This is a genomic window from Mesorhizobium sp. P160187 (genome assembly GCF_057766425.1).
This window is the reverse complement of sequence record NZ_JBYMDX010000004.1, coordinates 198622-223108: the sequence shown is the minus strand read 5'-3', so window position 1 is coordinate 223108 and position 24487 is coordinate 198622. Positions and strand designations below refer to the sequence as shown.

26 protein-coding genes and 1 pseudogene are annotated in these 24487 nt (G+C 62.2%); 4 read left to right on the top strand and 23 right to left on the bottom strand.

The window, feature by feature from the left end; genetic code table 11:
- Positions 1-36: 36 nt before the first annotated feature.
- From AC3CCE_RS18060 to AC3CCE_RS17995, 14 genes are all read right to left on the bottom strand, one after another.
- On the bottom strand, positions 37-951 hold the full coding sequence (locus AC3CCE_RS18060; RefSeq protein ID WP_023670976.1) for a carbohydrate ABC transporter permease: 915 nt from the start codon (positions 949-951) through the stop codon (positions 37-39).
- A gap of 1 nt (position 952) precedes the next feature.
- A complete protein-coding gene (locus AC3CCE_RS18055) occupies positions 953-1819 on the bottom strand; it encodes a carbohydrate ABC transporter permease (RefSeq protein ID WP_023670975.1) in 867 nt (288 codons plus the stop codon).
- Positions 1820-2911 carry an ABC transporter ATP-binding protein gene (locus AC3CCE_RS18050; protein ID WP_023730147.1) on the bottom strand — a complete coding sequence of 364 codons (1092 nt, stop codon included), beginning with the start codon at positions 2909-2911 and terminating at the stop codon, positions 1820-1822.
- Between the two features lie 10 nt (positions 2912-2921).
- On the bottom strand, positions 2922-4001 hold the full coding sequence (locus AC3CCE_RS18045; protein WP_023684650.1) for an ABC transporter ATP-binding protein: 1080 nt from the start codon (positions 3999-4001) through the stop codon (positions 2922-2924).
- A gap of 38 nt (positions 4002-4039) precedes the next feature.
- On the bottom strand, positions 4040-5560 hold the full coding sequence (gene glpD / locus AC3CCE_RS18040) for a glycerol-3-phosphate dehydrogenase (RefSeq protein WP_352512604.1): 1521 nt from the start codon (positions 5558-5560) through the stop codon (positions 4040-4042).
- A gap of 117 nt (positions 5561-5677) precedes the next feature.
- Complete coding sequence (locus AC3CCE_RS18035) at positions 5678-6445, bottom strand: DeoR/GlpR family DNA-binding transcription regulator (protein WP_023670971.1); 768 nt, start codon at positions 6443-6445, stop codon at positions 5678-5680.
- Positions 6446-6560: 115 nt separating this feature from the next.
- Positions 6561-7007 carry a hypothetical protein gene (locus AC3CCE_RS18030; protein WP_023693406.1) on the bottom strand — a complete coding sequence of 149 codons (447 nt, stop codon included), beginning with the start codon at positions 7005-7007 and terminating at the stop codon, positions 6561-6563.
- 14 nt (positions 7008-7021) lie between these two features.
- Positions 7022-8437 carry a pyridoxal phosphate-dependent decarboxylase family protein gene (locus tag AC3CCE_RS18025; protein ID WP_023815793.1) on the bottom strand — a complete coding sequence of 472 codons (1416 nt, stop codon included), beginning with the start codon at positions 8435-8437 and terminating at the stop codon, positions 7022-7024.
- Positions 8438-8528: 91 nt separating this feature from the next.
- Positions 8529-9260 (bottom strand): proteasome-type protease, encoded by a 732-nt coding sequence (locus tag AC3CCE_RS18020; RefSeq protein ID WP_023742489.1) that lies wholly within the window; start codon positions 9258-9260, stop codon positions 8529-8531.
- A 32-nt stretch (positions 9261-9292) separates the two neighbouring features.
- The gene (locus AC3CCE_RS18015) at positions 9293-10087 is read right to left on the bottom strand and encodes a transglutaminase family protein (RefSeq protein ID WP_023670966.1); all 795 of its coding nucleotides are present in this window, start codon (positions 10085-10087) and stop codon (positions 9293-9295) included.
- Positions 10088-10173: 86 nt separating this feature from the next.
- Positions 10174-11115, bottom strand: coding sequence for an alpha-E domain-containing protein (locus AC3CCE_RS18010; protein WP_023693403.1), 942 nt, complete (start codon positions 11113-11115; stop codon positions 10174-10176).
- A 132-nt stretch (positions 11116-11247) separates the two neighbouring features.
- A complete protein-coding gene (locus tag AC3CCE_RS18005) occupies positions 11248-12660 on the bottom strand; it encodes a circularly permuted type 2 ATP-grasp protein (protein WP_488377174.1) in 1413 nt (470 codons plus the stop codon).
- A gap of 275 nt (positions 12661-12935) precedes the next feature.
- Entirely contained in the window at positions 12936-13172 is a 237-nt protein-coding gene (locus AC3CCE_RS18000; protein WP_023670963.1) for an Lrp/AsnC family transcriptional regulator, read from the bottom strand.
- A gap of 68 nt (positions 13173-13240) precedes the next feature.
- Positions 13241-13852 carry a DsbA family protein gene (locus AC3CCE_RS17995; protein ID WP_352512608.1) on the bottom strand — a complete coding sequence of 204 codons (612 nt, stop codon included), beginning with the start codon at positions 13850-13852 and terminating at the stop codon, positions 13241-13243.
- A 192-nt stretch (positions 13853-14044) separates the two neighbouring features.
- On the opposite strand from AC3CCE_RS17995, the gene AC3CCE_RS17990 reads away from it, so the two are divergent.
- Positions 14045-14467, top strand: coding sequence for a DUF4864 domain-containing protein (locus AC3CCE_RS17990; RefSeq protein ID WP_023684643.1), 423 nt, complete (start codon positions 14045-14047; stop codon positions 14465-14467).
- Between the two features lie 7 nt (positions 14468-14474).
- On the opposite strand, the gene tgt is transcribed toward AC3CCE_RS17990, so the two are convergent.
- From tgt to coaD, 7 genes and pseudogenes are all read right to left on the bottom strand, one after another.
- Positions 14475-15605, bottom strand: coding sequence for a tRNA guanosine(34) transglycosylase Tgt (tgt, locus tag AC3CCE_RS17985; RefSeq protein ID WP_352512609.1), 1131 nt, complete (start codon positions 15603-15605; stop codon positions 14475-14477).
- Positions 15598-15868, bottom strand: a pseudogene (locus AC3CCE_RS17980) (hypothetical protein). Before AC3CCE_RS17980 ends, tgt begins: the two are co-directional and overlap by 8 nt.
- Positions 15858-16946 (bottom strand): tRNA preQ1(34) S-adenosylmethionine ribosyltransferase-isomerase QueA, encoded by a 1089-nt coding sequence (queA, locus tag AC3CCE_RS17975; protein ID WP_023746162.1) that lies wholly within the window; start codon positions 16944-16946, stop codon positions 15858-15860. Before queA ends, AC3CCE_RS17980 begins: the two are co-directional and overlap by 11 nt.
- Entirely contained in the window at positions 16946-17395 is a 450-nt protein-coding gene (locus AC3CCE_RS17970; protein WP_023693398.1) for a DMT family transporter, read from the bottom strand. The genes queA and AC3CCE_RS17970 overlap by 1 nt, the downstream gene beginning before the upstream one ends.
- A 12-nt stretch (positions 17396-17407) precedes the next feature.
- Positions 17408-17920 (bottom strand): peptidylprolyl isomerase, encoded by a 513-nt coding sequence (locus AC3CCE_RS17965; RefSeq protein WP_023730156.1) that lies wholly within the window; start codon positions 17918-17920, stop codon positions 17408-17410.
- A gap of 43 nt (positions 17921-17963) precedes the next feature.
- Entirely contained in the window at positions 17964-18551 is a 588-nt protein-coding gene (locus AC3CCE_RS17960) for a peptidylprolyl isomerase (protein WP_023734323.1), read from the bottom strand.
- Positions 18552-18626: 75 nt separating this feature from the next.
- The gene (coaD, locus tag AC3CCE_RS17955) at positions 18627-19127 is read right to left on the bottom strand and encodes a pantetheine-phosphate adenylyltransferase (protein ID WP_023670954.1); all 501 of its coding nucleotides are present in this window, start codon (positions 19125-19127) and stop codon (positions 18627-18629) included.
- Between the two features lie 194 nt (positions 19128-19321).
- On the opposite strand from coaD, the gene AC3CCE_RS17950 reads away from it, so the two are divergent.
- A complete protein-coding gene (locus tag AC3CCE_RS17950; protein ID WP_023700785.1) occupies positions 19322-19468 on the top strand; it encodes a hypothetical protein in 147 nt (48 codons plus the stop codon).
- Between the two features lie 57 nt (positions 19469-19525).
- Here the strand turns inward: AC3CCE_RS17950 and gyrA are convergent, their stop codons facing one another.
- Positions 19526-22315 (bottom strand): DNA gyrase subunit A, encoded by a 2790-nt coding sequence (gene gyrA, locus AC3CCE_RS17945; RefSeq protein WP_023734322.1) that lies wholly within the window; start codon positions 22313-22315, stop codon positions 19526-19528.
- Positions 22316-22538: 223 nt separating this feature from the next.
- Complete coding sequence (locus AC3CCE_RS17940) at positions 22539-23390, bottom strand: helix-turn-helix transcriptional regulator (RefSeq protein WP_352512613.1); 852 nt, start codon at positions 23388-23390, stop codon at positions 22539-22541.
- Positions 23391-23477: 87 nt separating this feature from the next.
- Between AC3CCE_RS17940 and AC3CCE_RS17935 the strand changes: the two genes are divergently transcribed.
- Entirely contained in the window at positions 23478-24014 is a 537-nt protein-coding gene (locus AC3CCE_RS17935; RefSeq protein WP_023734321.1) for a hypothetical protein, read from the top strand.
- 34 nt (positions 24015-24048) lie between these two features.
- Entirely contained in the window at positions 24049-24426 is a 378-nt protein-coding gene (locus tag AC3CCE_RS17930; protein WP_023734320.1) for a VOC family protein, read from the top strand.
- Positions 24427-24487: the final 61 nt, after the last annotated feature.

Sequence of the window (24487 nt, the reverse complement as noted above, 5' to 3'; positions counted from 1 at the left end):
CGGTGGTGGTGAGGATGAACCCGTGCTTTTGTTTCATCACACCCTCCCCAGGGCGAAGCCCTTGGCGATGTAGTTGCGGACAAACCAGATGACGAGCGCGCCGGGGATCAGCGTCAGCACGCCGGCGGCGGCGAGCAGGCCCCAATCCATGCCGGCGGCCGAAACGGTGCGGGTCATGGTGGCGGCGATGGGCTTGGCGTCAGTGGTGGTCAGCGTGCGGGCGATCAAAAGTTCGACCCATGAGAACATGAAGCAGAAGAAGCAGGCGACACCGATGCCACTGGCGATCAGCGGCATGAATATCCTGACGAAGAAGCGCGGGAAGGAGTAGCCGTCGATATAGGCTGTTTCGTCGATCTCTTTGGGCACGCCCGACATGAAGCCTTCGAGGATCCACACCGCCAGCGGCACGTTGAACAGGCAGTGCGCCAGCGCCACAGCGATGTGGGTGTCGATCAGGCCGAAGGCCGAATAGAGCTGGAAGAATGGCAGCGCGAACACCGCCGGCGGCGCCATGCGGTTGGTCAGCAACCAGAAGAACAGATGCTTGTCGCCGAGGAAGCGGTAGCGCGAAAAGGCGTAGGCCGCCGGCAGCGCCGCAGCCACGGAAATCACCATGTTCATGACAACATAGGTGATCGAGTTGATGTAGCCCGAATACCAGGACGCATCGGTGAAGATAGTGACGTAGTTGGCGATCGTAGGCTGATGCGGATAGAGCGTCAGCGAGGAGACGATCTCGGCATTGGTCTTGAAGCTCATGTTGATGAGCCAGTAGATCGGCAGCAGAAGCACGATGATGTAGATCGTCGGCACGATCCACCACCAGCGCGATTCCTCGCCGCGCTTGCGCATCAGCCGGGCGACCTGATCCTGCGAAAGCGTGCTCGCCAATTTTCCCGAAGCGGTGGTTTCGCTCACTCTGTCGGCTCTTTCGTTGGCGCCGCTCATCTCAGCGCTCCGCGTCGTAGTTGGTCATCACGGTGTAGAACACCCACGACAACAACAGGATGATCAGGAAGTAGACCAGCGACATGGCGGCCGCCGGACCGAGGTCGAACTGGCCGAGCGCGGTCTTGACGAGGTCGATCGACAGGAAGGTCGTCGAGTTGCCGGGGCCGCCGCCGGTGACGACGAAGGGCTCGGTGTAGATCATGAAGCTATCCATGAAGCGCAACAGCACGGCGATCAAAAGCACACGCTGCATCTTCGGCAGCTGGATATAACGGAACACCGCCCAGCGCGAGGCGCCGTCGATCTTGGCCGCCTGGTAGAAGGCATCCGGGATCGAAACCAGGCCGGCATAGCAGAGCAGCACGACAAGGCTGGTCCAGTGCCAGACGTCCATGATGATGATGGTGACCCAGGCGTCGAACGGATCCTGAACGTAATTGTAGTCGATGCCGAGCGCGTTGACGTAGTAGCCGAGCAGGCCGATGTCGTTGCGGCCGAAGACCTGCCAGATGGTGCCGACGACGTTCCACGGAATGAGCAGCGGCAACGACATAAGCACCAGGCAGACCGGCACGCCCCAGCCCTTCTTCGGCATGTTGAGCGCGATGAATATGCCGAGCGGCACTTCGATGGCCAGAATGATGAAGGAGAAGATCAGGTTGCGCACCATCGCTTCCCAGAAGCGGCTGGACGACAGCAGTTCCTCGAACCACTGGGTGCCTGCCCAGAAGAAGACGTTGTTGCCGAAGGTGTCCTGCACCGAATAGTTGACGACCGTCATCAGCGGAATGACGGCCGAGAACGCCACCAGCACCAGCACCGGCAGCACCAGGAACCAGGCCTTGTTGTTCCAGGTCTTTTCCATCTATGCCCCCATCTCGACACGCCCCATCTCAACCAGCCAGGAATCGGCATAGATGTTGATGCCGGCCGGATCGAAGCGAACCTTTGGGTCGGCCGGCACGCTCTCGTCCTCGCCGATGACGGCAGCGATCTCGCGGCCTTCGAGGCTGGCGCGCACCACCTTGTGGCGGCCGAGATCCTCGACCTTGCTGATTTTAACCGCCATGCCGTCACGGCCGAGCCTGACATATTCGGGGCGGATGCCGAGTTCGATGGCGCCGGAGCTCCCAGCGGCGGTCTTTGGCGCGCCGGGCAGCTCGATGCGTTGGCTGCCAATGGTCGCGGTCTTGCCGTCGATCGCCACCGGCATGACGTTCATGCCGGGCGAGCCGATGAAGTAACCGACGAATGTGTGGCGCGGGCGCTCAAACAATTCAGCCGGCGTGCCGATCTGGACGATGCCGCCATCATACATGACGACGACCTGGTCGGCGAAGGTCAGCGCCTCGGTCTGGTCATGGGTGACATAGACCATGGTGTAGCCGAAGCGGCGGTGCAGTTGCTTCAACTGCGATCGCAGCACCCACTTCATGTGCGGATCGATAACCGTCAGCGGTTCGTCGAACAGGATGGCATTGACATCCGAGCGCACCAGGCCGCGGCCGAGCGAGATCTTCTGCTTCTGGTCGGCGGTCAGGCCCCTCGCCTTCTTCTTCGCCCACGACGCCAGGTCGATCATCTCCAGCGTCTCGCGCACCTTGCGGTCGACATCGGCCTCCGGCACGCCGCGATTGCGCAGCGGGAAGGCAAGATTGTCGTAAACGGTCATGGTGTCGTAGATGACCGGGAACTGGAACACCTGCGCGATGTTGCGCTCCTGCGTCGACAGATTGGTGACGTCCTTGCCGTTGAACAACAACTCACCGTGCGAGGGGTGCAGAAGTCCCGAAATGATGTTGAGCAGCGTGGTCTTGCCGCAACCCGAGGGCCCAAGCAGCGCATAGGCGCCGCCATCCTCGAATGTGTGGTGCACTTCCCGCAGCGCAAAATCGGCATCCTTCTGCGGATTGGGCAGGTAGGAGTGCCTGACATGGTTGACGTCGATGCGCGCCATCTCTTCCCCCTCAGGCCGCAAGCTTCGGCGCGGCGACGGCGCTGCCGTTGCTGTCGAAGACCATGATGTGGCGCGGATCGATAAACACCTCGATCTCGGCGTCCGGCTCGAAATCCCGGATGCCGTGGGTCAGCATGACCCAGCGCGCATCGGCAAAATCGAGGTGGATGAAGCTTTCCGAGCCGGTGATCTCGGTGATCGTCACCTTGGCGCGCACCGGCACCGCGGCAGCGTTGGGCCGCTCCAGCGACAGATGATGCGGCTGAAAGCCGATCGTGTAATTGGCGTCGGCAATGCCGGCGAGTTCGGCCGGCACCGGCAGCTTGACGCCGCCCTCGAGCAGGAAATCCGGGCCCTTCTTGGCCAGCACGATGGTGTTGAGCGGCGGATCGGCAAAGGTTTTCGCCGTCACCAGGTCGATCGGCTTGCGGAAGACGTCGATGGTCGGCCCGAATTGGGTGATCCGCCCCTCGGACAGCGTCGCCGTATTGCCGCCGAGCAGCAAGGCTTCATGCGGCTCAGTCGTGGCGTAGACGAAAATGGTGCCGGCGGCGGCAAATATCTTGGGCAGTTCGGCGCGCAGCTCCTCGCGCAATTTGTAGTCGAGATTGGCGAGCGGCTCGTCGAGCAGCACCAGGCTGGCATTCTTGACGATGGCGCGGGCCAGCGCCGTACGCTGCTGCTGTCCGCCGGACAGGCTGAGCGGCGTGCGGTCGAGATAGGGTGTGAGCTTCAGAAGCCCTGCCGCGTTGCGGACTTCCTTGTCGATCTTGGCCTGGTCGGTGCCGGCGACGCGCAACGGCGAGGCGATGTTCTCGTAGACGGTCATCGCGGGGTAGTTGATGAACTGCTGATAGACCATGGCGATCTTGCGCTGCTGCACCGGCATGCCGGTGACATTCTGGCCGTCGAACCAGACTGAACCGGTGGTCGGCACGTCGAGCCCGGCCATCAGCCGCATCAGGCTGGTCTTGCCCGACAGTGTCGGCCCGAGCAAAACGTTGAGCGAGCCGTGCTGAAGCGTCAGCGACACGTCGCGGATATGCTCCACCGCGCCGACCATCTTCGTCACGTTTCTCAGTTCCAGCATGATGCCTCCTCCCAGGCTTTGTGCATCAATCGCCTTCCCTATTCCGCTGCCGCGACATGGCGCCGGCTTATGCCGCGCATGAATTCGTCAAGCGCCGAGGCCTGTTCGCGGCTGAGATGCAGACCGCGCTTGGTGCGACGCCACAATACATCTTCGGCGGTCAGCGCCCATTCGTTTTCGCTGAGGTAGCGTACCTCGGCCTCATAGAGATCGGCGCCGAAATTGCGGCCGAGATCGGCGTTCGACTTGGCGAGGCCGAGCAGCACTTGCGCGCGCGTGCCGTAAAGCCTGGTCAACCGACGCGCCAGGCGCTGGTCGAGGAAAGGATAGGCGCTCTTCAGCTTCGCCACCTGGGCGTCGAAACCGGTGGCCGGGAAATCGCCGCCTGGCAAGGGCGCGTTCGCCGTCCACGGCTTGCCGCGCTTGCCGAGAAAACCTTCGATCTTTTCCAGCATCGATTCCGACAGCCGGCGGTAGGTGGTGATCTTGCCGCCGAAAGCGTTGACGATCGGCGCCTTGCCCTCGCCGCCATCGGCTTTCAACACATAGTCGCGGGTCGCTTCCTGCGCCTTCGAAGCGCCGTCGTCGTAGAGCGGGCGCACGGCCGAATAGGTCCAGACGATGTCGGGGCGCGTCACGGCTTCAGCAAAATATTCGCTCGCCGCCGCGCAGAGATAGTCGATCTCGGTGTCGCTGATCTTCACGTCATGCGGATCGCCGGGATAGTCGCGATCGGTGGTGCCGATCAGCGTAAATTCTTCCTCGTAAGGGATGGCGAAGATGATGCGCCCGTCCTTGTTCTGGAAGAAGTAGGCGCGCGGATCATCGAATTTCTTTTTGATGACGATATGACTGCCCTGCACCAGGCGCACATTGTGCACGTCGTTCTGGCCCACGGTGGTCGACAGGACGTGGTCGACCCATGGACCGGCGGCATTGACCAGCAGCCGGGCCTTGACCTCGTCGGCATCTCCCGTCCGCACGTCTTCCACGCGGATCGCCCATAGATCGGCTTCGCGCCGCGCCCCGACGACTTTCGTGCGGGTGCGGATGGTGGCGCCGCGGTCGGCGGCGTCACGCGCGTTCAACACCACCAGCCGGGCATCGTTGACCCAGCCGTCCGAGTACTCGAAGGCCTTGTGAAACAGCGGCTTCAGCGGCTTGCCCGCCGGATCCTTGGACATGTCCAGTGTCCGGGTCGCCGGCAGCAATTTGCGGCCACCAATATGATCGTAGAGGAACAGGCCGAGCCGGATCAGCCAGGCCGGGCGCAGGCCCTTGGCATAGGGCAGCACGAAGCGCATCGGCCAGATGATGTGCGGCGCGTTCTTCCACAGAACCTCGCGCTCCATCAGCGCCTCGCGCACCAGCCGGAACTCGTAGAATTCGAGGTAGCGCAGACCGCCGTGGATCAGCTTGGTCGAGCCGGAGGAGGTTCCGCTGGCAAGATCGTTCATCTCGGCGAGAAATACCGAAAAGCCCCGCCCAACGGCGTCGCGGGCGATGCCGCAGCCATTGATGCCGCCACCGATGACGAAGATGTCACGGACTGCGTCCACAAATCCCTCCCGCGATTTCGCATTGCAGCATTTTTGAGTTGTTACGAAACCGTATCGGGATTATTTCGAAATAAGAACGAATGTCAAACGAAATGTAACGGGACCGTGATCGATAGCCTAGCCGAGCGACGTTTCGATCAATTGAACCTCCGCTTCCTCGCAGATCTTACGCACCGACGGGATGTCGCAACGGTCGGTGATGAAGGTGTTGACTTGCGAGAGATGGCCGATGCGAACCGGCGCGGTGCGTTCGAACTTGGTCTGGTCGGAGACCAGGATGACATGCCTGGCATTGGCGATAATGGCTTGCGCCACTTTCACTTCGCGAAAGTCGAAATCGAGCAACGCGCCGTCATGGTCGATGGCCGAGGCGCCGATCACCGCATAGTCGACCTTGAACTGCCTGATGAAATCGACCGCGGCCTCGCCGACAACGCCGCCGTCGGAGCCACGCACGACGCCGCCGGCGATTACCACCTCGATCGAAGGATAGATGCGCATCCTGTTGGCAACATTGATATTATTGGTGATGACCATCAGCCCGGTATGGTCGAGCAGCGCCTTGCTGACCGACTCGGTCGTGGTGCCGATGTTGATGAACAGGGAGGCGTTGTCGGGTATCAGCCTGGCCGCCGCGCGGCCGATGGCCTCCTTCTCGTCGGCGGCAATCTTGCGGCGCGCCTCATACTCCATGTTCTCGATGCCGGACGGGAACAGGGCCCCGCCATGGATGCGCGTCAGCAGCCGCTGGTCGCAGAGATCGTTGAGGTCCTTGCGGATGGTCTGTGGCGTCACGTTGAAATGCGTGGCGAGGTCATCGACCAGCACACGGCCATGGTCCTTCGCCATCTGGATGATCTCGGCATGGCGCGGCGACAAATACACTGAGAACCTCCCGTTTTCGTTTTTCTTGTTTGTAGCTGAAAACGAAAGCAATGAAAAGGGAGACGCCGGCTAATGAAATATCGATGATTGCAAAGGCGAACCGGGCAGATACGGCTCAGACCCGCTCCGCCACCTTGCGGGTGACAGCCGCGACTTTACCTGGCGAGCGGATCATCAGGAAATTGCCGGACCAGTATCCCGGGATCCGCCAAGTGCCTTTGATCTCGGTTGCATCACCGTTGATGATGCCGCTGTAGTGAATCGGGTGCGCCTTCAATTCGGCCTTGTCGTATGTCTTGGTAAAGGAGACGGCGTTGCCCTCTCGCTGCCCCTGCAGGCTTGCGTATCTTGCCGTGCTGGTCGCCGCCGGTTCGTGGGTCATCCCCGTCAAGCTGGTTGCCGTCTCGATCAGCGTTGCAACGAAGGAAACCGGCGGCAGTTCGCGCGGATAGAAATAGCGCCCGCTCCAGACGCCCGTCAGATTCTGGCTAACCCCTTCAGCCCTTCCGGCCATATGCTTGCTCGCAAGTCCTTGCTGGCTTGCCCCGGCGGCGGCAACCACCCGGGCAATCCCTGTCAGTCCTTCGGGGATCTTGCACACTCGCAGATGACAGTGAAGGCGGTATCGACATCGGCCGCGGTTGTCTCGAACTGGCCTGCCTGGAAGCGGATGGCGACCCGCCCATCGACACGCGTCTGCGTCAGGTAGATACGGCCGTCATTGTTGATGGCGTCGACCAGACGCAGATTGTGCTCGTCGCAGTCAGCGCCGGATGTGGCGCGATGCCGGAACGAGAACAGCGACAGCATCGGCTGGCTGGCGAGCTCGAAATCCTCCTCCTCGGCCAGGCGCGCTGCTATGCCTTCGCTCCAGGCGACGTGATTGCGGATCATGGTGCGCAGCGCCTCGAGGCCATGGGCGCGCAGCAGGAACCACAGCTTCAGCGCCCGGAAGCGACGGCCGAGAGGCACCGACCATTCGGAGTAGTTGATGATGCCGTCATGGCCGCGAGTTTTCAGATAGTCCGGCTTGATCGCCAGCGTGCGCACGAGATCCTCCGGCTGGCGGACGAACTGGATCGAGCAGTCGAATTGCGCGCCCAGCCATTTGTGCGGGTTGAAGACGATCGAGTCCGCGCCCTCGACACCGGTCCAGAAATGCCGGTATTCCGGGCAGATCATGGCCGATCCGGCCCAGGCGGCGTCGATATGCAGATAGAGCCCCTGGCGTTTGGCCACCGCGGCCACTTCAGCGATGTCGTCGGTGCCGCCGGTGCTGGTGCCGCCGACGCACGCGATGATGCCGGCCGGCAATAGGCCGGCCGCGCGGTCGGCAACAATCGCCGCTTCCAAAGCCGCGGTATCCATGGCGCGGTAGGTGCCGGCGACGGGAATGCGGACGAGGTTTTCCTCGCCAATGCCGGCGACCCAGATGGCGCGGTCGATCGAGGTGTGCACCTGGTCGGAGGAATAGACGCGCAGCCTGCCCTGCCCGGAAAGACCCTTCTTGTTGCCCTGCCAGTCGAGCGTGCGCTCGCGCATGGTCAACACGGCGGCCAGCGTCGCCGATGATGCGGAGTCCTGGATCACGCCGGAAAAGCCTTCGGGCAGGCCGAGCGCCTGGCGCATCCAGTCGACGATGCGCGTCTCAAGCTCTGTCGCCGCCGGCGAAGTCTGCCACAGCATGCACTGCGCGGCCATCGCAGAGACCAGATATTCGGCAACCACCGAGACGGGTGCTGCATTGGCCGGGAAATAAGCAAAGAAACGCGGATGCTGCCAATGCGTCATGCCGGGCACGATCTTGGCTTCGAAATCGGCGAAGATCGTCTCCATCGATTCCGCGGCCTCCGGCGGAGAAGCTTCGATGCTCCTGAAGATCTCGCCCGGCGCTATGGCAGGTCGCACGGGCCGATCGCGAAGGCCGGCGCGGTAATCAGCGCCCCAGTCGGCGGCGCGCCTCGACCAGTCGCGGAATTGCTCGTTGTCCATGGATCCTCCCGACGTGCCGATCAGCCCAGCCGTTTGAATTTTTGATTAACATGTTAAATAGAGACAGGCAACCGCGACGAAGGTTGCCGCGCTACCCCGGAAAATCAGGCAGGCTGGCAAAGGCCGTCTTCAACGCGTTCGACCAGCCTTCGGAAATAGCACGATAATATCGATCGTCCTGGCCGATGCGTTTTTTCAAACCCACCGTGAACGTATCCTCCCCCAGGAACAGCAGGTCGAGAGGCAGGCCGACGGACAGGTTCGATTTCAGCGTCGAATCGAACGACACCAGCAAGAGCTTGACCGTTTCAGCCAGGCTCATCGTCCTTTCATAGGCACGGATGATGATCGGCTTGCCGTATTTGGTCTCGCCGATCTGGAAGAACGGCGTGTCGTCGGTGGATTCGATGAAATTGCCCTCGGGATAGATCATGAACAGCCGTGGCGGGCTGCCCTTGATCTGGCCGCCGAGGATGAAGGAGGCGTTGAAATAGGAATCCGCCTTTTCGCCGGCAGGCGACGAGCTGGCGATGACTTCCTTGACGGTGTCGCCGACCAGCCGCACCGTCTGGTACATGGATGGGGTCTCGAGCAGCGTCGCGTGGCGTTCCGCCACCGCTTTGGTGCGCTCGTCGAGCAGGCTGACCACGGCCTGCGTCGTGGCCAGATTGCCGGCCGACATCAGCACGATGACGCGCTCGCCTGGCTCTTCCCAGACATGCATCTTCTTGAAAGTGGAGATCGAATCCATCCCGGCATTGGTGCGCGTGTCCGACATGAACACGAGCCCACGATCGATCTTGAGGCCGACGCAATAAGTCATGGAATCTCTTCAGGCAGCAATCTTGCCGGAGACTACTGCTCTACCGTGACGGTGACTGCAAGCTGTTCCTCCGCCTGTCCCAGTCGAATTCCCGACACCGGCGAGGCGTCGCGATAATCACGGCCGGTGGCTACCCTGACATAGCGTTCATCGGGGGAAATGCCGTTGGCGGCGTCGAAGGCGACCCAGCCGAGACCCTGAACATGGGCTTCGGCCCAGGCATGGCTCGCCGCCTGCTCGATGGCCGCATCCATCATCAGATAGCCACTGACATAGCGGGCCGGAAAACCCATGACGCGGGCTGCGGTGACAAAGATGTGGCTGTGATCCTGGCAAACGCCGGTCTTCAGCGCCAATGCCTCTTCCGCCGGGGTCGTCACGCTGGTGGTGCCCGGCGTGTAGGCGACGCGCTCGACGATCAGCGCCATCAGCCGATGCAGCCTTTCGATGTCGGTACCTTTGCCGACCGCCGCGGCAAGCTCGCTTATGCCCTCGCCGGGGATGGTCAAAGCTGTCTCCTGGCTGAACAGCCACAGCGGCGCAAAGCCGTGATGCGGACCCGAGACGCCCGCTGTGTCGCGCGTGACAACCTCGCCGGAGGCCTCGACGGTGATGAAGTCGCGCTCGCCCTCGACGCTCAACAGCCTGTTATCGTTGCCGAAATGGTCGTTAAAGCGGACTTCCTCGCGCGCGCCCTCGATCTTCAGCGCCCAGGACAGCACGGTCTGCGTCGGGCCACTGACCGGTAACAGGCGCAGCCGCTGCAACAGATAGTGCACCGGCGCGTCGTAGCGGTATTCGGTACGGTGGGTGATCTTGAGCCGCATGCCCTATTTTCCGTTTGCAAGCATGATCTTATCCGAAAACCGGGTCTCACTTGTCGCTAGCGCGGTCCTCCGGTTCGCGATCATGCTCAATTGAACCGGTAATCTTGTGCGATCTCTTCACCAAGCTTGGTGTTGTCTTGAATGAACCTGGCCAGGAATTCGTGCAGGCCGGCGTCGAATATGTCCTTGATCGACCCTGCCTGCAGCATCGCCTGTGTCCTGTCGACGGTGGCGTGGCAGGCATGACGGTCGCCATAATCGTCGCCGAGGAACTTCAGATGCTCGGCGAGAAAACGATAACAGAAGGTCAGCGAGCGCGGCATGCGCACATTGAGGATCAGATAGTCGGCAATGTTGGTCGGTTTGTAGTCGGCCTCATAGACCCAGCGATAGGAACGGTGCGCCGACACCGAGCGCAGGATCGATTCCCACTGGTAGTTGTCGAGGCTCGAGCCGACCCAGGAGATCGACGGCAGCAGCACGTAGTATTTCACGTCGAGGATGCGTGCCGTGTTGTCGGCCCGCTCGACATAGGTGCCGAGCTGCGAGAAGTCGAAGATCTCGTTGCGCAGCATCGTGCCGTAGAACGAGCCGCGGATCAGCGCCGTCTCGCGTTTGATGGCGTCGAGCACACTCGGCAGGTCGCGCTCGTCGATCGGCTTTGCCAGCATGCGCTTCAGGGCCATCCAGGCTTCGTTGATGCTCTCCCAGGTCTCGCGCGTCAGCGCGGTGCGCACCATGCGGGCATTGTTGCGAGCGGTCTCGATCGCCGACATCGTGCTCGACGGGTTCGAGGTGTCGCGCAGCAGGAAGTCGGCGACGTTGGCGGCGGTATAGTCCTTGTATTTCTGCGTGAAGGTGACGTCGGAGCCGGCGCTGAGCAGCACCGAATTCCACTCTTCCGACGCGCTCTGGGTGCGGGTCAGCGCCATGCGAAGGCCGGCATCGACCAGACGCGCCATGTTTTCCGCCCGCTCGATATAGCGGTTCATCCAGTAGAGCCCGTTGGCGGTGCGGCCGAGAAGCATGTGAAGTGGCCCTTCGGGCTAGTGAGTAGGGAATAGTGAGTAGGGATTAGTAAGTATTTGAATCTCTGTGGAATATGGCATTTCTTGTCCCTCTACTGCCTACTGCCTACTGCCTACTGCCCTATTCCCTACCTAATCGTCCAACACCCACGTATCCTTCGTGCCGCCGCCTTGCGAGGAATTCACGACCAACGACCCCTCCTTCAGCGCCACCCGCGTCAAGCCGCCGGGAACGATCTGGATTCGGTCGGAGACCAGAACATAGGGCCTGAGATCGACATGGCGCGGCGACAGGCCTTTTTCGGTCAGGATCGGGCAAGTCGACAGCGCCAGCGTCGGCTGGGCGATGTAGTTGGAAGGCTTCGCCTGCAGCTTCTTGGCGAAATCCTGGCATTCCTTCTTGGTCGCAGCCGGGCCGACCAGCATGCCGTAGCCGCCGGAGCCGTGCACTTCCTTGATGACCAGCTCATGGATGTGTTCGAGCACGTATTTCAGGCTGTCGGGCTCCGAGCAGCGCCAGGTCGGGATGTTGCCGAGGATGGCCTTGCGGCCGGTGTAGAACTCGACGATGTCGGGCATGTAGGAATAGATCGCCTTGTCGTCGGCGATGCCGGTTCCCGGCGCGTTGGCGATGGTGATGTTGCCGGCGCGGTAGACGTCCATGATGCCGGGCACGCCAAGGGCCGAGTCCGGCCGGAAGGTCAGCGGGTCGAGGAAGAAATCGTCGACGCGCCGGTAAAGCACGTCGATCTGCTTGTAGCCTTCGGTCGTGCGCATGGCGACGTGGCCGTCTACAACGCGCAGATCCTGGCCTTCGACCAACTGCACGCCCATCTGGTCGGCGAGGAAGGCATGTTCGAAATAGGCGGAGTTGAAGCTGCCCGGCGTCAGCACGGCAATGGTCGGTGCGCCCTTGGTGCTTTGCGGCCGCACTGCCGCCAGCGACTGGCGCAGCAATTGCGGATAATTCTCCACCGGCCGCACCTTGATCCGCTGGAACAGCTCGGGAAAGAGCTGCATCATCGTCTCGCGGTTCTCCAGCATGTAGGAGACCCCCGACGGCGTGCGCGCATTGTCCTCCAGCACGTAGAACTCGTTCTCCGAGATCCGGACGATGTCGACGCCGATAATGTGGGTGTAGACGCCGGCCGGTGGCCGCACTCCGATCATTTCCGGCAGGAACGCCTCGTTCCTGGCGATCAGCTCCCTCGGCACGCGGCCGGCGCGCAGGATTTCCTGGCGGTGGTAAATGTCGTCGAGGAAAGCGTTCAGCGCCTGTACGCGCTGCTCGATGCCTTGCGTTAGCCTCCGCCATTCATTGCCGGAGATGATGCGCGGCACGATGTCGAAGGGGATCAGCCGCTCGGAGGCTTCCTGCTCGCCATAGACGGCGAAGGTAATGCCGGTCTTGCGGAAGACGCGCTCGGCGTCCTGCATCTTTTCGGTAAGCCTGGCCGGATCCTGCTCCTTCAGCCAGCGGTCGTAAGCCGTATACGGTTGTCTCAGCCCGGAAACTTCCGGAAGCATTTCATCGAACGCTGCCAATCGCATACTCCCCTGTGACGCCATTTCACTGGCGTCGCGGGAGAAAATCAAGCGCAATCGGTGATTTGGAGGATATCGGCGACCAGTATGTTCCGACTGCCCAAAATTCGGGCAGTCGGAACAGGACCTTAATCAGGCTCTGCCTTGTCGCCGGGCAAGTGCCTGATGCGGCCATAGCAGTTCACCGTTTCATGGAAACGGCGACCTGCCATGGCTTTGTGCTTTGACGCAATTCCGGACGGAAAACCGCTTCACATTTTTTTCCTGGAATTGCTTTAGAAAGCGCGGAAAGTGACGACCGTGAAGGTGTCCTTGATTCCGGGAATAATCTGCACCTTCTCGTTGACGAAGTGGCCGACATCTTCCTCGTCGTCGACGTAGAATTTGGCAAGCAGGTCGTAATTGCCGGCGGTCGAGTAGATTTCCGAGGCGATTTCGGCATCGGCGAGCGCGCTGGCGACCTCGTAGGATTTGCCCAGATCGCACTTTATCTGCATGAAAAACGTCTTCATTGCCGGTCCCGATCAAGCTTCAGCACACAAGCGGCCCTTGTGGCAGACTGCCGCCCGGCTTTCAAGCATCAGGCCGAGCGCGCCTTGGCGACGGCTTGTCTCAGTTCGGACACCGGCATGCCGCGCCGATACAAGTTGCCGCCGATGACCAGGGCTGGCGTGCCGCGCAGCTTGAACGCCGTCGCCTGGACTTCGGTGCGGACAAGGGCAGCGTCGATGTCGGGTTCACGGATGGCGAGGTCGGCACGCACCATCGCCACATCGACACCGACGGAAGAAAGGATGTCGTTGGTGCGGCGTTCCGAAAGGCCGCGCTGGTTGGTCATCAGCGCATCGACCGCCGCGCCATAGTGTTCGCCGCTCAGCAGCGTCACCCGCGCCGCGTCGCGCGACACGTCGCCGAAGATCGGCCAGTCCTTCATCACAAGCCGGACGCCGTTGTCCTCTTCCATCAACTTCTTCAGCTCGACGAAGACGAGCTTGCAGATCGGGCACTGATAGTCGACGAATTCGGCGATGGTGACGTCGCCATCGGGGTTGCCGAGCGCTGGAATGGCGGGATCGAAGGCGACTTCCGTGACGGTCGGCCCGGTGCTTGCCCAGGCGGGCAAGGGAGCCAAAACTGCGAGGCTTGCCGCGCCCTTCAGCAAAAGGCGCCGGTCGATCGGCTGCTTGAACATGGTTGTCCCCTGGTTGCGCGAACGGGTCCCCACCCGTCCTACGATGCGCGCCCCGCGTTAAAGGAGGCTTAAGCATGATCATGTGGCACTTGCGTGGCGAATATTGCGGTTGCTGAAACCGTGAGGCTCCGCAAAGCGTATGGTATGATGCGTCCCGGGACGGGTTTTGTTGGGGGACAATGGAGACAGGCCATGCGCCGCACCGCATTCGCAGTCGTTTCATTGCTGTTCGCGTTGTTCGTGTCGGCAGCCCTTGCCGGCGACGCCGAAGTCAAGGCCGGCCAGGCCGTCATCGATGGTCAGTTGAAGGCGCTCATCGCCAATGATGGCGCCAAGGCGTACAGTTTCGCCGCTCCAAATGTGAAGCGCATCTTTCCGACCGTCGACACCTTCATGAACATGGTGACCAACGGCTATCCGCCGGTGCGCCAGCCGCAGAGCTATTCCTTCGGCAAGGTCGAGCAGATGGGGCCAACTTCGCTAATCCAGCAAGTGCTGATCGTTGGGCCCGACGGCAAGGACTATGAGGCGGTCTACACGCTGGAACAGCAGCCCGACGGCAGCTTTCAGATCACCGGCTGCAGCTTGCGCGCAGCGAATTCGCTCAGTACCTGAGGCCCGGCTACAGCACCGGAATATCACCCCTCGCCCATGCCTCGGAAATCTCAGCCGTGCGCGCCTCAAAGTCCCGGGCCTCGATCGCGGCGCGAATGTCCTGCATCAGCTTCTGATAGTAGGACAGGTTGTTCCAGGTCAGAAGCATCGCGCCCAGCGCCTCCTGCGAGCGCACGAGATGATGCAGATAGGCGCGTGAATAGTCGCGTGCCGCCGGGCAGTCGCTCTCCTCGTCCAGCGGCCGCGGATCGTCCGCATGGCGGGCATTCCTGAGATTGACCTTGCCGCGCCTGGTATAGGCCAGGCCATGGCGGCCGGCGCGGGTCGGCATCACGCAGTCGAACATGTCGATGCCGCGCGCCACCGATTTCACGATGTCGTCCGGCGTGCCGACGCCCATGAGATATCGAGGCTTGTTGTCAGGCAATTCCGGACAGGTGATCTCCAGCATATCCAGCATCACCGCTTGCGGCTCGCCGACGGCCAGGCCGCCGACGGCATAGCCCTTCAGCTCCATCGCGCTCAGCGCCTGCGCCGAGCGCACCCTGAGTGCTGCGTTGTCGCCACCCTGGACGATGCCGAACATGGCCTTGCCGGGCTGGTCGCCGAACGCTGTCTTGCAGCGCTCGGCCCAGCGCAGCGACAGCTCCATCGCGCGCTCGATCTGCTTGAGGTCGGCCGGCAGCGCTGTGCATTCGTCGAGCTGCATCTGGATGTCGGAATCGAGCAGGCCCTGGATCTCGATCGAGCGCTCCGGCGACATCTCGTAGGCAGCGCCGTCAATGTGCGAGCGAAACGTGACGCCCTTCTCGGTCAATTTCCTGAGTTTCGACAGCGACATGACCTGAAAACCGCCACTGTCGGTCAGGATCGGCTGCGGCCAGCGGGCGAATTCATGCAAGCCACCAAGCCGCGCCACGCGCTCGGCCCCGGGCCGCAGCATCAGATGGTAGGTGTTGCCCAGGATGATATCGGCGCCGACCCCGCGCACCTGATCCATATACATGGCCTTGACCGTGCCGCCGGTGCCGACCGGCATGAAGGCTGGCGTGCGGATTTCGCCGCGCGGCATGGTGATGGAACCGCGCCGCGCCTTGCCGTCAGTGGCGAGGATCTTGAAGGTGAATGTTTCAGCCATTGAATTCCTTGTCATGGACAGGCGCGCGTGGCGCCTGCCTGTCGAGCGACTGGCGGTATTGGATGCAGCCGCGCATGAATTTCGGCCATGGCGGCACGGCAATCGACGGATCGGTCTTTTCCGGCAAGCAGGTCCCACAGGTTGGGATGATGCCAGCATAAATCATGGCCGGTAGAATCTCGGTGCTGGCGAATGCCGGCACGCAATTTCTTCACTTCGGCGATCAGGCTTTCGCGATCGAGGGCTTGCAGGTCATCGTCCATCGCTCATCTCCGCTCGATAAAGCAGGCTTGCATCTCCGTAGGAATAGAACCTGTAATTGTTCCCGATGGCATGAGCATAGGCCGCACGCATCGTGTCTAGGCCGCTGAAGGCCGAAACCAGCATGAACAGCGTCGAACGCGGGAGATGGAAATTGGTCATCAGCAGGTCGGCGGTCTTGAACCGATAGCCCGGCGTGATGAAGATGTCGGTCGGGCCGGACCAGGCGGTCAGCGAGCCATCAGGCCGTGCCGCGCTCTCCAGCAAGCGCAGCGAGGTGGTGCCGACAGCGATGATGCGCCCGCCCCGCGCCTTGGCGCCATTCAGAGCGTCGGCTGTTGCTTCGCTGACCGAGCCGGTCTCGGCATGCATCTTGTGGTGAGCGGTGTCGTCCGCCTTGACCGGCAGGAAGGTGCCGGCGCCGACATGCAAGGTCACGAAGCGGCGTTCGATGCCTTTTGCATCCAGCGCGGCAAACAGCTCCGGCGTGAAATGCAGGCCTGCGGTGGGGGCAGCGACTGCGCCCTCCTCCTTGGCATAGATTGTCTGGTAATCCGTCAGGTCGCGCGCGTCGTCGTCGCGCTTGGAGGCGATATAGGGCGGCAGCGGGATGTGGCCGACGGCATGCAGCGCCTCGTCGAGAAACGGCCCCGACAGGTCGAAACCGAGCAGCACCTCGCCGGCATCGCCCTTCTCGATCACTGTGGCGTCGAGCTGGCCGAGGAAACAGGAATTGCCGTCATGGCCGAAATGGATGCGGTCGCCGGCGGCGATGCGCTTGCCCGGCCGCATGAAGGCCAGCCAGCGGTCCGGCGCCATGCGCATATGCAGCGTGGCGTCGACCTGCGCCTGCGCTTCGCCGCGCCGCCTGATGCCTCTCAACTGGGCAGGAATGACCTTGGTGTCGTTGAAGACCAGCACGTCGCCCGTTCTGAGCAAGGACGGAAGGTCGCGCACCGCGCGGTCCGCAAAGTCTTCGCCTGGCCTGACCACCAGCATTCTGGCGCTGTCGCGCGGCTCGGCCGGGCGCAGCGCGATGCGCTCCTCCGGCAGGTCGAAGTCGAAGAGATCGACGCGCATCAGTAGAGCCGGACGAGCAGCGCTCCGGCCAACAGCAGCACCGCGCCGGCGATGCGGCCGAGCGAAATCTCGCGCACCGCCACGCCGAGAAAGCCGACGCGATCGATCAGCATGCCGGCCAGCAACTGGCCGGCAACCAGGAACGCCATCAACGCGGCTGCACCAATGCGCGGCGTAAGAATGGTTGACAGGGTAACATAGAAACCGCCGAGCATGCCGCCGGCGATGAACAGCCAAGGCGCCGGCGCCTTCCAGTCGAGCGAGATGTCCTGCAGCCGCACAACGGCAATGGAGATGATACCAAGCACGATCGCGCCTGACAGGAACGAAAACGCAGCAGCCGCGACCGGGAGCCCCAGGCCGCGCGCCAGCTGCGAGTTGATCGGCGCCTGGACGGCGATGAAGGCGCCTGACAGGATGCCGAGCAGCGACCAGACCACGCCCATCATCGTCGTTTGTCCTTACTTGACGTCGGCCGCGACCTTCAGCGACACGATCTTGTCGGGATCGACCACCGGCTCGCCGCGCTTGATCTTGTCGACATTGTCCATGCCTTCGATGACCTGGCCCCAGACCGTGTACTGGCGGTTGAGGAAAGCGGCATCGTCGAAGCAGATGAAGAACTGCGAATTGGCGGAGTTCGGGTTCTGCGAACGGGCCATCGAGCAGGTGCCGCGGCCATGGTTGGCGTTGGAGAATTCAGCCTTCAGGTCAGGCTTCTCGGAACCGCCCATGCCCGCGCGGGAGGGGGCAAAAGTGGGCTTGGTCGAATTGCCGAACTTGACGTCACCGGTCTGCGCCATAAAGCCTTCGATGACGCGGTGGAAAACCACGCCGTCATAGGCGCCTTCGCGGGCCAGTTCCTTGATGCGGGCGACGTGGCCGGGGGCCAGGTCGGGAAACAGTTCGATGACGACCTTGCCCTTGGTCGTTTCCAGGATGAGCGCGTTTTCGCGGTCCTTGATCTCAGCCATGTCGGATCTCCTTTATCTCAGAAAACAGAATGATTTGATAGGTTTACTTGTCGGCGGCGATGCGTACCTTGACCATGCGGTCGGGGTCGCTGACCGTGCCGTTGTCGGCCTCGTCGCCCTTCTTGATCTTGTCCACCAGCTCCATGCCACTGACGACATTGCCGACGATGGTGTACTGGCCATCGAGGTTTGGCGCCGGCGCGAACATGATGAAGAACTGTGAATTGGCGGAGTTCGGATCCTGCGAGCGGGCCATGCCGAGCGTGCCGCGCTTGAAATGCTCACTCTGCGAGAATTCGGCCGGAAGATCAGGCAGCTCGGAACCGCCGGTGCCGACGGCTTCGGGGCTGAACCCCTTCTTCATGTTGCCGAACTTGACGTCGCCGGTCTGCGCCATGAAGCCGTTGATGACGCGGTGGAAGGCGACATCGTCGTAAACGCCTTCGCGCACCAGCTTCTTGATCTGCGCGACATGCTTGGGCGCCAGATCAGGGCGCAGCGCGATGGTGACGTCGCCGTTCTTCAAGGTGATGATCATGGTGTTTTCCGGCTCGGCGGCGAAGGCCGAAACGGATGCGGTCACGAGACCGGCAAGCACGACGAGGAACGAGGCGAGCTTTTTCAGCTGCATAAGGGATCTCCGAAGGTCTTTGTTAGGGTGCATGTCGTTGCCCCAAAACCGGCATCCACTTTTGGGCGACATGCACTATTTCGCGAATTTGGCGGTGAGCGCGCCGGCAACGGCGGCCGGCACGAACGGACGGATGTCGCCGCCCATCGAGGCTATCTGGCGCACAAGTGTGGCGGTAATGGTGCGTACCGACGGGCTGGCGGGCAGAAAAACCGTCTGCAGTTCCGGCGCCATCGTCTCGTTCATTCCAGCCATCTGCATCTCATAGTCGAGATCGGTGCCGTCACGCAGGCCGCGGATCATGATCGAGGCGCCATGCTTGCGGGCCGCGTCGATGACCAGCCCGTCAAAGGCGACGACCTTGATACGGTCGCCGTCGCGGCCAAATTCGGCCTTGGTCGCGGCCTCGATCAGCTTCACCCGTTCGTCGAAGGAAAACAGCGGCGTCTTGCCGGGGTGAGTGCCGATCGCCGCATAAACCGTGTCGGCGACAGCCAGCGATGCCTTCAGGACATCGAGATGGCCGTTGGTCAGCGGGTCGAAGGAGCCGGCATAAAGGGCGATGCGATCGGTCATGGGAGGTGCTTCTAGCGGGGCATTGGGCGGAAGGCAAATGCGATTGGGAACATCTGCGTGAACCTTTTCGCAGACATGAACGACAGATGAATGCCTTGATCACGAAGACTTCACGCCGCGTTCGCTAGTTTGCACTTCGGAAGATGAAACCAAAACCCGATCTAACCGTTGGATAGGCGCAGGAGAACACGCACATGCTGATCTACATGCTCGCCACCGCAATGACCGTCGCCATGCTGATCGCCACCGCATTCGGATTGCATAGCGAGGCAGAGCGCGTCCGTGTCCGGACAAAGCGGTTCGAAGGTTTCGGCGCTCGCTGGCCCCACCGTCACCCCTGATTTATTGCTAGTTTCTTGTTTGCGCCGGCCCATCGGGCCGGCGTTGTTGGTCAAAACCTATTCGGCGCTGTCCGGTACGGCATCTCCGGCCACGGCCTCAATGACACTCTCTTCGACATCCTCGTCGGCCTGCGGCTCCGAGATCCGTTCGACCGAAACCACCTTTTCGCCTTCGGCGGTGTTGAAGATGGTCACGCCCTTGGTGGCGCGGCTGGCGAAACGGATACCGTTGACCGGCACCCGGATGACCGTGCCGCCGTCCGAAACCAGCATGATCTGGTCGTCATTGCCGACCGGGAAAGTCGCCACCAGCTGGCCGATCTCGGCCACCTTCGACACGTCGGTGGCGCGGATGCCCTTGCCGCCGCGTCCGGTCAGGCGGAAATCGTAGGATGACGAGCGCTTGCCGTAGCCATATTCGGTCACCGTCAGCACAAATTGCTCATGCGCCTTGAGCTCTTCGTAACGGCTGTCGGAAAGCTCGGTCTCCTCGCCAATCTCCTCATTGGTGAGTGCAATCTCTTCTTCCTCGCCGGTCACCTCGGCGGCAAGCCGCCGCTCCAGTGCTGCCCGCTTGAGGTAGGCGGAGCGTTCCGCCGGCGAAGCATCGACATGCTCGATCACCGACATGGAGATGATGCGGTCGGTCTCGGCCATGCTTATGCCGCGCACGCCGACCGAATTGCGGCTCTGGAAGACGCGCACATCGCCAACGCGGAAGCGGATGCACTGGCCGGAGCTGGCGGTCAAAAGCACATCGTCATTGTCTGTGCAGGTCTCGACGCCGAGGATCTCGTCGCCCTCCTCCTCCAGCTTCATGGCGATCTTGCCGTTGCGGTTGACCTGGACGAATTCGGACAGCTTGTTGCGGCGCACGGTGCCGCGCGTGGTGGCGAACATGACGTCGAGTTCGCCCCAGCTGGTCTCGTCCTCGGGCAGCGGCATGATGGTGGTGATGCGCTCGCCCTGCTCCAGCGGCAGCATGTTGATCAGCGCCTTGCCGCGCGACTGCGGATTGCCGATTGGCAGCCGCCAGACCTTTTCCTTGTAGACGATGCCGCGCGAGGAGAAGAACAGCACCGGCGTATGCGTGTTGGCGACGAACAGCCGGGTGACGAAATCCTCTTCCTTGGTCGACATGCCGGAGCGGCCCTTGCCGCCGCGGCGTTGCGCCCGGTAGAGCGACAGCGGCACGCGCTTGATGTAGCCGGAATGGCTGACGGTGACGACCATGTCCTCGCGCTGGATCAGATCCTCGTCTTCCATGTCGGCGCCGCCGTCGGTGAGCTCGGTGCGGCGCGGCGTGCCGAACTCGTCGCGCACGGCGGCAAGCTCGTCCTTGACGATCTGCTGGATGCGGGCGCGGGACGACAGAATGTCGAGGTAATCCTTGATCTCGTCGCCGATGGTGTTCAGCTCGTCGGCTATTTCGTCACGGCCGAGCGCAGTCAGGCGCTGCAGGCGCAGTTCGAGGATGGCGCGCGCCTGTTCCTCGGACAGGTTGTAGGTGCCATCCTCATTGATGCGATGGCGCGGATCGTCGATCAGCAGAATCAATGACTCGACGTCGCCGGAGGGCCAGCGCCGCTCCATCAACTGCTCGCGCGCCGTCTGCGGATCGGGCGCGGTGCGGATCAGCTTGATCACTTCGTCGATGTTGGCGACGGCTATGGCGAGACCGACCAATACATGGGCACGGTCACGCGCCTTGCGCAGCAGGAACTTCGTGCGCCGGCTAATCACCTCTTCGCGGAAGCCGACAAATGCCTTTAGCATGTCGGTCAGGTTCATCACTTCCGGCTTGCCGCCGTTCAGCGCCACCATATTGGCGCCGAAGGAGGTTTGCAGCGGCGTGAAGCGATAAAGCTGGTTGAGAATGACGTCGGCGACGGCGTCGCGCTTCAGCTCGATGACGACGCGGTAGCCCTGGCGGTCGCTTTCGTCGCGAATGTCGGAAATGCCTTCGATGCGCTTGTCGCGCACCAGTTCGGCCATCTTCTCGATCATCGAGGCCTTGTTCACCTGGTACGGGACTTCCGTGATGATGATCGATTCACGGTCGTTTCCGCGCTGTTCGACATTGACCTTGCCGCGCATGACGATAGAGCCACGGCCAGTCGCATAGGCGCTGTAGATGCCGGAACGGCCGAGCACGATGCCGCCGGTCGGGAAATCGGGACCCGGAATGATCTCCATCAGCGCCGGCAAATCGATCGCCGGATTGTCGATGATGGCGATGGCGCCGTTGCAGATCTCGGCCAGATTGTGCGGCGGGATGTTGGTGGCCATGCCGACGGCGATGCCGCCGGAACCGTTGACCAGAAGATTGGGGAAGCGGGCCGGCAGCACCTTCGGTTCGGTGTCGGATGCGTCATAAGTCTCCTGGAAATCGACGGTTTCCTTGTCGATGTCCTCCAAGAGTTCATGTGCGACCTTGGTCAGCCGCGATTCGGTGTAGCGCATCGCCGCCGGCGGATCGCCGTCGATGGAGCCGAAATTACCCTGCCCGTCGATCAGCGGAACGCGCAGCGACCAGTCCTGCGCCATGCGCACCAAGGCGTCGTAGATCGAGGCGTCGCCATGCGGATGGTATTTGCCCATCACGTCGGCGACCGGGCGGGCCGACTTCACATATTTGCGGTTCCAGTGGTAACCGCTCTCATGCGCCGCATAGAGAATGCGGCGGTGCACCGGCTTCAGGCCGTCGCGCACATCGGGCAGCGCACGGCTGACGATCACGCTCATGGCATAAGAGAGGTAGGAGCTCTGCATCTCCTCGATGATGGAGATGGGCTCGATGCCGGTGGGGCCGCCGTCGGCGCCGCGCGGGGGTTTTTGGTCGGTCAAATCGGATCACAATCTAATCAGGAATCATTGACCGCTTATATAGGAAGCACGGCCGAAACTCCAATATTCGTGGTGCTTTTCCAACGACAATTTCAGCGGTAAATTCAAATGGATACCTCTGATTGCGACGATTTGGCCATAACGCATTCGCCGCCGCCAGGGGCAAAAGCCTGCGAAGGACAGTTTTCCAAGTCAAGAGCGTATCTGGAGGCAGACAGACGCGTCAGCGGGTAGCCACCCGCCGGGAGCGATAGTGGCCAGGCGTCTCACCCATGACGCGCCGGAAACGGCGATTGAACGTCGACAAATCGTTGAAACCGGCCTCGAAGGCGATTTCCGAGATGGCATCGCCTGACATGCGCAGCCGCACCGCCGCGCGGTGCAGCCGGGTTCTCAGCAGAAACTGATAGGGCGTCATGCCGGCGACCTGCCGGAAGGTGCGCAGGAAATGATACGGGCTGGTCGCAGTCGCGCAGGCAAGCTCGGAAAGCGAGACCGGCCTGCCGGCATTGAGCTCGATCTGCCGCACCGCCTCGGCAACCCGTTTCTGGTCGCGGCGGCTCGGCGGTCGGACGCCCGGCACCGCATCGCTGGCCACAGGCAGTGCTGCGCCGGCAACAGCCAGTGCTGCGCCGGCAATTCGCAGGCCAAGCTCCTCAAAGGCGTCGATGTCGACCATCTCGCGCGCCGCTTCCGCCTCGGCCAGCAGCGATGCGAGCGCCGGCAAAGGCGGCATATGCGGCACGCCGAAGGCGAGCTTGCTCGCGCCGGGCACGTCGCTGGCGATGCGGTCGAGATAGGCCGGAGCGAAGTGGAAGGACAGGCAACGGTCGCCGGCGCCATGCTCATGCCCGCATTCATAGCAGGCGCCGACATTGCCGAGCAGGATCGCGCCCGGCGCCAGCATGGCGGCGCCTTGCCTGGTGCGGTAGCGGAAGGTGCCGCTGGTGACAGCGGCAACGCAGAAGGTGTCGTGCGCCTCCTCGAACGGGCGGTCGCCGGCGCCGGCCGTGCACAGCACGTCGGACACATGCCAGCCCTGCCCCGATGCCAGGTTTTGTTCGCTCGTCGTCATGGCTTGAAAGATAGCAATTTTTCCCAAGCGCGACACCCGGTCGGGGCCTATCGCTTGCAGCCTCCTGACACAACGAAGGCAGCAAGTATGATCGGTACATCCTCCTTTGCCAAAGCGCTCCATAGCGACGGCCCCAATCCCGGCCTGGCTGAAAAGCTGGATCTCTACGGCCGCTTCGTCGGCGCCTGGACATTCGATGCCACGCGCCATCTCGAGGACGGCACGGTTCTCACCGGACGCGGCGAGGTGCATTTCGGTTGGGTCCTGGAAGGCAGGGCGATCCAGGATGTATGGATCCTGCCCGCGCGCGATGCCAGCCCCTCGCCCTCGGTCGGCAGATGGACTTTCTATGGCACAACGCTGCGGGCCTATGATCCCGGCTCGGATGCCTGGCACATCTTCTGGAGCGACCCGCGAAACCAATACTACAGCCGCCAGCTTGGTCGCGCCGAAGGCGACACAATTGTGCAGGTCGGCGCCGACGGCACTGGTTCCTCGGTCCGCTGGAGCTTTTCGCGCATCACCAAAGACAGCTTCCGCTGGCTCGGCGAGCGTTCGCACGACGATGGCAAGACATGGCGTCTCGAAGTCGAGTTCCTGGCGCGCCGCGTCGCCCACGACTGATGACGCAACATATTGCAAAAAGGTGACAAAAAGCATGCTTGACCATGTCTCGATCGGCGTCCGCGACACCAACGTTTCGAAGCCCTTCTACGATGCCGCGCTAAAGCCGCTCGGTTATTCCTGCCTCAGCCAGTCGCCAGGCTCACTGGGTTATGGTGCGCAAACCGTGGCGCTGTGGGTGAACGACGCGGCGCGGCCAGTGCCATCGGACGAGAAGTCCGGTCTGCATTTCTGCTTTACCGCGCCGACGAGGCAGAGTGTCGTTGCCTTCCATGCCGCCGCCTTGCGTGCAGACGGCAGCGACAATGGCGCGCCGGGCCTGCGCGCCGACTATGGCGAGAACTATTACGCTGCCTTCGTCGTCGATCCCGACGGCTATCGTCTGGAGGCCTGTTGCAACGCTGCCGCCTAACATAGCCGGCGTCTCCGGTATCGGCATCTCAGACGGTTCCCACCGGCCAGGCTTTGCTCTA

Coding starts and splice junctions, on each gene's coding strand:
- AC3CCE_RS18060 (WP_023670976.1), bottom strand. CDS start 951: ATGAGCGGCGCCAACGAAAGAGCCGACAGAGTGAGCGAAACCACCGCT.
- AC3CCE_RS18055 (WP_023670975.1), bottom strand. CDS start 1,819: ATGGAAAAGACCTGGAACAACAAGGCCTGGTTCCTGGTGCTGCCGGTG.
- AC3CCE_RS18050 (WP_023730147.1), bottom strand. CDS start 2,911: ATGGCGCGCATCGACGTCAACCATGTCAGGCACTCCTACCTGCCCAAT.
- AC3CCE_RS18045 (WP_023684650.1), bottom strand. CDS start 4,001: ATGCTGGAACTGAGAAACGTGACGAAGATGGTCGGCGCGGTGGAGCAT.
- AC3CCE_RS18025 (WP_023815793.1), bottom strand. CDS start 8,437: ATGGACAACGAGCAATTCCGCGACTGGTCGAGGCGCGCCGCCGACTGG.
- AC3CCE_RS18020 (WP_023742489.1), bottom strand. CDS start 9,260: ATGACTTATTGCGTCGGCCTCAAGATCGATCGTGGGCTCGTGTTCATG.
- AC3CCE_RS18015 (WP_023670966.1), bottom strand. CDS start 10,087: ATGCGGCTCAAGATCACCCACCGTACCGAATACCGCTACGACGCGCCG.
- AC3CCE_RS18010 (WP_023693403.1), bottom strand. CDS start 11,115: ATGCTTCTCGGCCGCACCGCCAACGGGCTCTACTGGATGAACCGCTAT.
- AC3CCE_RS18000 (WP_023670963.1), bottom strand. CDS start 13,172: ATGAAGACGTTTTTCATGCAGATAAAGTGCGATCTGGGCAAATCCTAC.
- AC3CCE_RS17995 (WP_352512608.1), bottom strand. CDS start 13,852: ATGTTCAAGCAGCCGATCGACCGGCGCCTTTTGCTGAAGGGCGCGGCA.
- AC3CCE_RS17990 (WP_023684643.1), top strand. CDS start 14,045: ATGCGCCGCACCGCATTCGCAGTCGTTTCATTGCTGTTCGCGTTGTTC.
- tgt (WP_352512609.1), bottom strand. CDS start 15,605: ATGGCTGAAACATTCACCTTCAAGATCCTCGCCACTGACGGCAAGGCG.
- queA (WP_023746162.1), bottom strand. CDS start 16,946: ATGCGCGTCGATCTCTTCGACTTCGACCTGCCGGAGGAGCGCATCGCG.
- AC3CCE_RS17970 (WP_023693398.1), bottom strand. CDS start 17,395: ATGATGGGCGTGGTCTGGTCGCTGCTCGGCATCCTGTCAGGCGCCTTC.
- AC3CCE_RS17965 (WP_023730156.1), bottom strand. CDS start 17,920: ATGGCTGAGATCAAGGACCGCGAAAACGCGCTCATCCTGGAAACGACC.
- AC3CCE_RS17960 (WP_023734323.1), bottom strand. CDS start 18,551: ATGCAGCTGAAAAAGCTCGCCTCGTTCCTCGTCGTGCTTGCCGGTCTC.
- coaD (WP_023670954.1), bottom strand. CDS start 19,127: ATGACCGATCGCATCGCCCTTTATGCCGGCTCCTTCGACCCGCTGACC.
- AC3CCE_RS17950 (WP_023700785.1), top strand. CDS start 19,322: ATGCTGATCTACATGCTCGCCACCGCAATGACCGTCGCCATGCTGATC.
- AC3CCE_RS17940 (WP_352512613.1), bottom strand. CDS start 23,390: ATGACGACGAGCGAACAAAACCTGGCATCGGGGCAGGGCTGGCATGTG.
- AC3CCE_RS17935 (WP_023734321.1), top strand. CDS start 23,478: ATGATCGGTACATCCTCCTTTGCCAAAGCGCTCCATAGCGACGGCCCC.
- AC3CCE_RS17930 (WP_023734320.1), top strand. CDS start 24,049: ATGCTTGACCATGTCTCGATCGGCGTCCGCGACACCAACGTTTCGAAG.